At 38.8% G+C, this 9,046-nt stretch carries 8 protein-coding genes; 2 read left to right on the plus strand and 6 right to left on the minus strand.

Annotation, left to right across the window (positions count from 1 at the left end; all coding sequences use genetic code 11):
- The 5 genes from WBM60_RS11650 to WBM60_RS11670 form a co-directional block, all read right to left on the minus strand.
- The coding region (locus WBM60_RS11650; RefSeq protein ID WP_424283115.1) for a DNA translocase FtsK 4TM domain-containing protein at positions 1–1,967 on the minus strand (1,967 nt) is incomplete at its 3' end.
- A gap of 63 nt (positions 1,968–2,030) precedes the next feature.
- The gene (locus WBM60_RS11655; protein ID WP_424277227.1) at positions 2,031–2,396 is read right to left on the minus strand and encodes a diacylglycerol kinase; all 366 of its coding nucleotides are present in this window, start codon (positions 2,394–2,396) and stop codon (positions 2,031–2,033) included.
- Positions 2,389–2,895, minus strand: a complete 507-nt coding sequence (gene tpx / locus WBM60_RS11660; protein WP_424277226.1) for a thiol peroxidase — start codon at positions 2,893–2,895, stop codon at positions 2,389–2,391. The genes WBM60_RS11655 and tpx overlap by 8 nt, the downstream gene beginning before the upstream one ends.
- Positions 2,896–3,002: 107 nt before the next feature.
- Positions 3,003–4,490 carry a Na+/H+ antiporter NhaC gene (nhaC, locus tag WBM60_RS11665; RefSeq protein WP_424264084.1) on the minus strand — a complete coding sequence of 496 codons (1,488 nt, stop codon included), beginning with the start codon at positions 4,488–4,490 and terminating at the stop codon, positions 3,003–3,005.
- A 65-nt stretch (positions 4,491–4,555) separates the two neighbouring features.
- Positions 4,556–5,782: an aminotransferase class I/II-fold pyridoxal phosphate-dependent enzyme gene (locus WBM60_RS11670; RefSeq protein WP_424264086.1), complete on the minus strand. Its 1,227-nt coding sequence runs from the start codon at positions 5,780–5,782 to the stop codon at positions 4,556–4,558.
- Between the two features lie 153 nt (positions 5,783–5,935).
- Here WBM60_RS11670 and WBM60_RS11675 point away from each other — a divergent pair, with 153 nt between their 5' ends.
- Together WBM60_RS11675 and lpdA are read left to right on the plus strand one after the other, a co-directional pair.
- On the plus strand, positions 5,936–6,397 hold the full coding sequence (locus WBM60_RS11675) for an Lrp/AsnC family transcriptional regulator (RefSeq protein ID WP_424264088.1): 462 nt from the start codon (positions 5,936–5,938) through the stop codon (positions 6,395–6,397).
- Positions 6,398–6,527: 130 nt separating this feature from the next.
- A complete protein-coding gene (gene lpdA, locus WBM60_RS11680; protein ID WP_424283116.1) occupies positions 6,528–7,934 on the plus strand; it encodes a dihydrolipoyl dehydrogenase in 1,407 nt (468 codons plus the stop codon).
- Between the two features lie 72 nt (positions 7,935–8,006).
- Here the strand turns inward: lpdA and WBM60_RS11685 are convergent.
- Positions 8,007–9,046 (minus strand): acyltransferase family protein (locus WBM60_RS11685; RefSeq protein WP_424283117.1); only part of this gene is annotated, 1,040 nt, incomplete at its 5' end.

The raw sequence follows: 9,046 nt of genomic DNA on the forward strand, positions 1-9,046 counted from the left end.
TGAGTGAAAAGCATGTCGCCCCTTCCGATAAGTTGATCAGCTCCCTGGGTATCCAAAATAGTCCTTGAATCTATTTTTGAGGTTACCCTGAAGGCAAGCCTTGCCGGAAAATTTGCCTTAATTAAACCCGTAATAACGTTTACTGATGGTCTTTGTGTTGCAATTACCAAATGGATGCCTATGGCCCTTGCCAACTGCGCCAACCTTGCAATCGGCGTTTCTACTTCTTTCCCGGCAGACATTATTAGATCGGCAAATTCGTCAATAACCAATACAATATAAGGTAAAAATTTGTGGCCGTCGTTTGGATTAAGCTTTCTGGCTTTGAACTTTACATTGTATTCTTTAATATTTCTAACCATGGCCAACTTTAGCATTTCATAACGGTTGTCCATTTCTATGCACAAGGAGTTTAAGGTATGAATTACTTTCGTATTATCGGTTATTATGGCCTCTTCCGAATCGGGCAGTTTTGCCAAATAATGCCTTTCAATTTTATTGTACAAGGTAAGTTCTACCTTTTTTGGATCAACGAGGATAAATTTTACTTCTGCAGGATGCTTCTTATAAAGCAATGAAGTCAAAACCGCATTTAAACCAACAGACTTACCCTGACCAGTTGCGCCGGCCATTAGCAGGTGAGGCATTTTTGCTAAATCTACCACAAAGGTTTCGTTGCTTATGGTCTTGCCAAAAGCTATAGGCAATTCCATTTCAGCTTTTTGAAACTTGCTGGAAGCTATGACAGAGCGCATAGATACAACAGATGGATTTTTATTTGGAACTTCAATGCCGATAGTTCCTTTACCTGGTATTGGGGCAATAATTCGAATACCCAAAGCTGCCAGAGACAAGGCAATATCATCTTCCAAATTTTTTATTTTGGAAATACGCACCCCCGCAACCGGAACAATTTCATATAAGGTAACCGTTGGCCCAATCGTAGCCTTTATCTGAGCTATGCCAATCTTGTAGTTCTTTAAAGTCTCAACAATCTTGTTTTTATTTTCCTCAAGCTCTTCCTGATTTATCGTAATCCCTCCAGACGCACCATGTGCATCAAGCAGGTCCAGATGTGGAAACTTATAATTGGCTAGCTCCAGAGTGGGATCAAATTCACCAAAATCTGCAACTAATTTTTCAGAGAGAATATCCTTTTCTTCTTTTTCTTCCGTAATTTTCTCTACTTCCATTTCTATGGAATCTTCCTTAGGAGGCATCCCTGTGGTACTATCATTTTCTCCCGGGTTCTCCACTTCTGTAGTCAAAGGGGGAATATCTTCCTTATGGGTATAAGTATCAATGACGATAGGGAGTTCTTTATCAATATCCATTAAGATCTCTTCTCCACCACCATTTTGAAATTCTGTAGCCAGAGATTTCGATTTTCGTTTAAAAAAGGCCGCAATACCTTCAGGTGAGAACTTAAACAGGCGAACCAGAATAACGGTAAGACCAAATACCAAAAGCAATAAAACCCCAATTTTACCTGTATAATCCTGTAAAAAATCATTCATTTCATAACCTACAAGACCACCCAATAAAGGACGTTCATAAGCGAAAAAACCCATCGCAATTGAAAGCCATATAACAAAAACCAATCCCCAAATCCACTTGCTTAACAACCCTTTATTATCAAGGCTTAAAAACATGTATAAACCTGTAATACATAATAAAACAGGAAAAATAAAAGAGGCCACACCAAATCCTCTATACATAAAGAAGTGGCTAACGCTTGCTCCAAATTTATTCAATAAGTTATTTGCCTGCTCATTCCTGTCGGCAAATTCGGTAAGAAGGCTTTGATCGGCCTGCCATGAGAAATAAAAGGAGGTAAATGAAAAGAAGAGGGCAATGCTGAGAAGTACCAAAAGACTTCCCAGGATAATTTTATTTTGTTTGGACAACTTAAAAGAAAAACCTTTTTTAGAAGAAGCGGGCCTTGTTTTTTTTCTCTTCTTTGCCATTGAATAATCTATTCTTTGGGGTAAAAATACAAATTTACGAAGGAAGGACTATCTACAATCGTCCTAAATAATTTTTGGGACATAGATGATAAATCCAATGATGGTTGCTGCTAATGAAACCAGCATAACAGCTCCTGCAGATATGTCTTTGATAAACCCAATTTTCTCATCAAATTCAGGTTGTATATAATCTGACATTTTTTCAATAGCAGTATTCAGGCCTTCTACACCGAGCACCAATGCAATTGCAAATATCTGTAAAATCCATTCGGTTTGTGATATCTCAAAATAAAACCCGACAACGGTCATAATACATGCAATGACTACCTGGATCTGGATACTACTCTCCGTACGGATTAAGAGCCATGCTCCGCGAAAAGCATACCCAATTCCCTTTATCCGGTTAACAATCAGATTTTCTCTAGGCATCCATTAAAGCTTCGAGGGCCGCTTTGTAGTTTGGTTCGTTTACAGTTTCTGATACCTGCTCTGTATAGCGCACATTTCCATCTTCGCCAATAACCACAACAGATCGTGAAAGTAATGGTTGTAGCGGGCCATCAATGAACGACACACCATATGCTTTACCAAAACTACCATCTTTGAAATCAGATAACATTACAACATTATCAATTCCTTCAGCTCCACAAAATCTGGTCTGGGCAAATGGCAAATCCTTGGATATACATAAGACAACAGTATTATTCAATTCGGCCGCCTCCGTGTTAAATTGTCTAACAGATTGTGCACAAGTCCCTGTATCTATACTGGGAAAGATATTGAGCACTACTTTCTTACCACTATAGTCCGATAGTGAAGCGGATGAAAGATCATTTTTTGTAAGAGAAAAACCCGGCGCCTTATCCCCAATGGAGGGTAAATTTCCCAATGTATGTATTGCGTTTCCCTTAAGTGTTACAGTAGCCATTTTATAATTTTTAAAATTCTGTGTGAAATTAAAAAATAAATGATTGAAATGATAGGCGAAAGCTGGAAAAGTTAAACATCATTCAATTATAAATCAGGTTTACTTATTCAAGAAGCCTTTGCGGAGGCCAAATGCTTGATTTTTATTCCCAAGGCAGCGAAGAAAAGTGTGGTGATTGGACTTAACCAATTGAAAATAGCAAAGAAGAAATAATCTGCAACTCCTACACCTAATACCCCGCTATGATATGCTCCGCATGTATTCCAGGGGATAAGCACGGAGGTCACCGTTCCGGAGTCTTCCAGAGTCCTGCTTAGATTTTCAGGGGCTAACCCCCGGTCTTCATATGCCTTGGCAAACATTTTTCCCGGGACTACAATGGCAAGATACTGATCCGATGCCGTAACGTTAAGTGCAAGACAACTTCCTACGGTACTTGCAAAAAGCCCAAATGTGGTCTTTGCCAGCCCAAGTAATGACTTAGTAATCCTTGATAACGCGCCTATTCCATCCATAATACCGCCAAATACCATGGCACATACAATAAGCCATATGGTACCTAACATCCCCGACATACCTTTTGCAGAAAATAAATCGTTAAGTGCCGGGTTATCCGTTGCTACGGAGGTTTTAATTGTAATCGCATTCAATATTCCTTTATACCCAGATTCAAAATTTAATTCCTTGGCACCTGTAATTCCCGCAACGATATCGGGTTGAAACCACAAAGCGAAAACTCCACCCAGTAAAGTGCCGATAAGCAAGGCGACAAGTGGAGGTGCTTTTTTTACAATCATAAGAATTACTGCTAATGGAACCAGAAACAACCAGCCGTTTATGGTGAAGGTTGAATCAATAGATTTCAGAATACTTTCTGTGTCAGCTATGCCGGTCGTCTCGAGATTCAGGCCGATAATTACAAATACCAATAAGGTAATGGTTATTGTTGGGATGGTGGTATAGGTCATATATCTGATGTGTCCAAATAAATCGCCACCAGCCATGGCAGGGGCAAGATTTGTGGTATCACTCAGGGGTGACATCTTATCACCAAAATAAGCTCCCGAAAGCGCTGCACCTGCTGTCATACCCATAGGAATTCCCAGGGCATCCCCAATTCCTATAAGGGCAATACCAACGGTAGCCGAGGTAGTCCAGCTGCTGCCTGTCGCAATTGAAATTATAGCACAAATAATTAAGCTAGCGGCAAGAAATATGGTAGGGTTAAGAATTTGAAGGCCATAATAGATCATTGCCGGGATAATTCCACTTATCATCCAGGTTCCTGCCAGCGCCCCAACCATCAGGAGTATTAATAAAGCACCGGTAGTGGACTTCACATTTTCGGCCACTTCTGCCAACATCTGTTTATAGGTAGCTTTATTAAAAAAACCAACAATAGCGGCTACTGCACCACCCATTAATAAAATAAACTGATTAGAACCACCAATAGCATCGTCTCCGAAAACATAGACATTGTAGGCAAGCATTCCTACAAGGGCAATAACAGGGATTAATGCCTCCCAAATATTTAGTTCCCGGTTTTCAACTATATGTTCCTGTTGTCTGTATTTATTGGATTTTTTATCGGCCATAAGGTTTGGTTAGTTGATTCGTAATATTACAACTTTGGCCGCTGTTCTGCAAACCCCTAAATCATCTATGCAACAGGAGATGCGACTTTATCCTCAAGGATGTGCAGACTTTGCATGCATTCCTTCATTAATTTATAGGTTCTCTTAATATCATTATCCAGGCCAATAGAAAAGCGTATAAGGCCATCCGATAAACCCATAGATTTTTGTTCTTCCAAAGGGATTTCCGATGAAGTGGATGTGCCAGGTGCACTAAACAGCGTTTTATAGAACCCAAGACTAACGGCCAAATAACCAAGGTTTTTCTTTTGCATTAACTCCATCAGTTTATTTGCATTTTCAAGGCTACCTACATCTATGGTCATAATACCCCCATACCCATATTCGGAAACCATCTGCTTTTTCATAGTATGGTACCCGGGATGTGATTTAAGACCTGGATAGACCACCCTAAGCCCGTCTTTTTCAAAATTTTTGGCCAGAAATAATGCATTTTCGCTATGTTTTTTCATTCTGATATGAAGCGTTCGCATATTTTTTAGAATAAAGGATGCCCTGAGGCTATCAAGAGTACTGCCCAAAAGCATTCCGGCTCCATTATGCACATCCTTTAGGCTGAGGCAAAACTCCTTTGTCCCGCAAACCGCCCCTGCTACACTATCGCTGGTTCCATTTATAAATTTAGTCAGGCTATGGATCACTATCTCTGCTCCTAGTTTACCCGGAGCAATTGATAAGGGCGAAAAAGTATTGTCTACCACCAGAGGAATATCGTATTTTTTGGCCAATCTGGATAGCGCCTTTAAATCGGCAACTTCTAGTAAAGGGTTGCTTATAGATTCACAGAATATCATTTTGGTATCCGCTGTAATTGCCTTTTCTACAATATCAATTTTTGTAATGTCTACAAATGAAGTATTGATATTAAATTTTCTAAGAAAATTTTTCATAAAAGCATAAGTGCCTCCATAAATAGTCCTGCTGCTGACAATATGGTCTGACGAATTACATAATTGCAGAATTACCGCTGTAATTGCTCCCATGCCACTTGCGGTGACATTTGCCGTTTCTGTTCCTTCGAGAGCCGCAAGAGCTTCTCCCAAATAGAGATTGGAAGGGGAGGAGTGTCGGCTATATAAGTAGCAACCTTCAGTATTCCCTTCAAAGGTATCGAACATAGTTTTTGCGGATAGGAAAGTATAAGTAGACGAGTCGGATATAGACGGATTTACACCTCCGAATTCGCCAAAATTGTGCAATTCCTGAATTTTGTCTGTTGCATTATGTTTCATAACAGCTTAAGTTTTGTTGTATAAAAATATTGAAAGGCAGATTGAAAAACAACTATAATTGAATATATTAGAAAATAAAACTATATTTATATAATAAAATAGATTAAATATTTATTTTTATATAGATAAAGTAGTTTTTAATGTAAATAAATCATGATTAAAATAGACGCAAAAGACAGGGAATTATTAGCACTCCTTCAAGAGGATAGTAAATGGACAACCAAAGAATATGCAAACCGACTTGGACTTTCAACCACTGCGGTATATGAGCGGATAAAACGATTGGAAAAAACAGCTGTGATTACCAGGTATGTTGCTTTGGTTGATAGGAATAAGGTAAACAAGGCTTTTATGGTACTCTGTCATGTTAAATTGATCCAACATATAAAAGAGTATGTGCTTCAGTTCGAACGAGAAATAGTTCAGCTGGAAGAAGTTTCGGAATGTTATCATATTAGCGGGGATTATGATTATATCCTTAAGGTTAATGTAAGTGATATGGCAACTTACAGAGAGTTTATGGTGACGAAGTTGACGGCTATTAAAAATATTGGAAGCACCCAGAGTTCTTTTGTTATTAATGAGGTAAAATACAGCACCGCCTTACACTTTTAACTAAACTTGTAGTTTGGGTTTTCTTAAGCTCTGATTCTCTTATGACCTAAACAAAAACATTTGTACTTTTGTGATCTGATTTTCTGAATATCCCTTTATAAAACAATCTTTTACTTAAAAAAAGAAGACTATGAATCAATATGATGTGGCCGTTATAGGCTCCGGACCAGGTGGGTATGTTGCTGCCATCAGATGCGCACAATTGGGTATGAAAACTGCCATAATCGAGAAATATTCAACTTTGGGAGGAACCTGTCTTAATGTGGGTTGTATTCCTTCCAAAGCCCTGTTAGACTCCAGTCATCATTATGAAGAAGCGGTAAAACATTTTGAAGATCACGGCATAGAAATCCCCGGAGAAATAAAAATAAACCTTGAAAAGATGATTGCGCGTAAGCAAGCAGTAGTAGATCAAACTACCAAGGGAATTCAGTTTTTGATGGATAAAAATAAGATTGATGTTTTTGAAGGCAAAGGAAGTTTTAAGGACAGCACCCACATCGCAATAGAACCATCGAAAGGACAACCGCAAACTATAGAAGCCAAAAATATAATCATTGCCACAGGCTCTAAACCTTCTACACTGCCATTTATCAATCTGGACAAGGAACGTGTAATCACTTCTACAGAGGCCTTAAAATTGAAGGAGATCCCTTCACACATGATCATTATTGGCGGTGGGGTGATTGGATTGGAATTAGGTCAGGTATATAAGCGATTAGGTTCTGAAGTTACTGTGGTAGAGTTTATGGATAGAATTATCCCCGGTATGGATGGAGGACTTTCCAAAGAGCTTATGAGGGTTTTAAAAAAACAAAAAGTTAAGTTTCTGCTTTCACATAAGGTGAAGTCGGTTGAGCGAAAGAAGAATGAGGTAATTATCAAAGCCGATGACAAAAAAGGAAGTGAAGTGATATTAAAAGGAGATTATTGCCTCGTTTCTGTGGGCAGAAGGCCATACACCGATGGCTTAAATGCAGAATCCGCAGGTGTTCAGTTGGATAATATGGGCAGGGTAGCAGTAAACAACAACCTACAGACCAATATTCCAAATATATACGCTATTGGTGATGTGGTTAAGGGCGCAATGCTTGCGCATAAAGCCGAGGAGGAAGGTACAATGGTCGCTGAAATTATTGCCGGTCAAAAGCCGCATATAGATTATAATTTAATTCCCGGCGTTGTCTATACCTGGCCCGAAGTAGCATCCGTTGGAAAAACTGAAGAAGAATTAAAAGAAGCTGGTGTGGAATATAAATCAGGTCAATTTCCAATGCGCGCTTTAGGACGATCCAGAGCTAGCATGGATATCGATGGTTTTGTAAAAATTCTTGCAGATAAGACAACAGATGAAGTCCTTGGAGTACACATGATAGGTGCCCGATGTGCCGATCTGATTGCCGAGGCAGTCACTGCTATGGAATTCAGAGCTTCAGCCGAGGATATTTCGCGGATGAGTCATGCACATCCAACCTATGCCGAAGCAGTAAAAGAAGCTGCTCTGGCCGCTACGGATGACAGAGCTTTGCATATTTAATGAGTTGAATTATTTCTTAGAAGTTTAAGGTTTACTAAAATTAGTATGACCTGGAATTGTTGGCAATCATTTTTAGCTCTTTACCAATCCAATGCTTCTAAGTATCCTGTAAATACTTATTTTTAATATCCTTTGCGTATAATTTACCCATGGCTCCAGCTTACTTCTGAGATCTATAAGCCCGGCATTTATACCTTGTTTGATTTGGTCTTCGTTCCTGGCATAAAACAAAGCCAGAAAGGAGCAAGCAAACATAAAGGCTATGGCTGCGGGAATCAAAATAGCCGGGGGCAAGGCCTGGTAAAAGAATCGATACAATCCAAGTCCGGTAAAACTTCCATACAGAATAACAAAATGAATAATATAGATGGATAATGTGTTCTGACCTATTTTTAACACAGTCCTGCTTGTAATGAACTGACGCAATAGCATAAAGACAGCAAAGGCAATAAGTACGTCTCCCAATCTGATAAAAAGGTAATTATTTGCGGCAATAGCTTCGAACAATTGTATCCCGGTTATTGATGAGACTGCTATAAACAGATCTGATGAGAAAAAGATTAGGAATATACCTGTAAGTGCCGCAATAGAAATAGCTGAAGGATAAAGAGATTGAGAATTTTTAAAATGGATAAACAGGTAAGAGAAAAAGCCTCCGATGGCAGTATATCCAAACCATGGTATTATAGTAAATACAGACCCATTTGTTCTGGTAAAATAATTAGCCAAAGCATCCGGCAGTATCTGAAAGGTCCATTCGGAATATATTGGTTCAAAGCTAAAAAGCAAACAGCTTATTAAAAGCAATAATGAAGGAAAGACGTAATTTTTTTGTTTACTGGTGAGCAAATACAAACCAATAATACCCAGGATTGATAAGCCTATTATATGCAAAACGTCAACCAGGAAGAAGGAAGCATACATTTCGCCCTTAAATAATCCAAATAGATTTAAACGGAGAAGATACCCAATGAACAATAGTTGAATACCGCGTTTAATCCCTTTTTTTATTCTTGGATTGTCAAATCCTTTCTCTGGTACACGAATTAACAGATAGGTAAAAATAAATCCGGAAACTGTAAAAAATACAGGAGCTGTGATGCCCCTGAAAT

Source organism: Eudoraea sp., assembly GCF_049669105.1.
Lineage (GTDB): Bacteria > Bacteroidota > Bacteroidia > Flavobacteriales > Flavobacteriaceae > Eudoraea.

What these genes read in the sequence shown, in the direction of transcription:
- WBM60_RS11655 (WP_424277227.1), bottom strand. Translation starts at nt 2,396, where the DNA reads ATGCCTAGAGAAAATCTGATTGTTAACCGGATAAAGGGAATTGGGTAT.
- tpx (WP_424277226.1), bottom strand. Translation starts at nt 2,895, where the DNA reads ATGGCTACTGTAACACTTAAGGGAAACGCAATACATACATTGGGAAAT.
- nhaC (WP_424264084.1), bottom strand. Translation starts at nt 4,490, where the DNA reads ATGGCCGATAAAAAATCCAATAAATACAGACAACAGGAACATATAGTT.
- WBM60_RS11670 (WP_424264086.1), bottom strand. Translation starts at nt 5,782, where the DNA reads ATGAAACATAATGCAACAGACAAAATTCAGGAATTGCACAATTTTGGC.
- WBM60_RS11675 (WP_424264088.1), top strand. Translation starts at nt 5,936, where the DNA reads ATGATTAAAATAGACGCAAAAGACAGGGAATTATTAGCACTCCTTCAA.
- lpdA (WP_424283116.1), top strand. Translation starts at nt 6,528, where the DNA reads ATGAATCAATATGATGTGGCCGTTATAGGCTCCGGACCAGGTGGGTAT.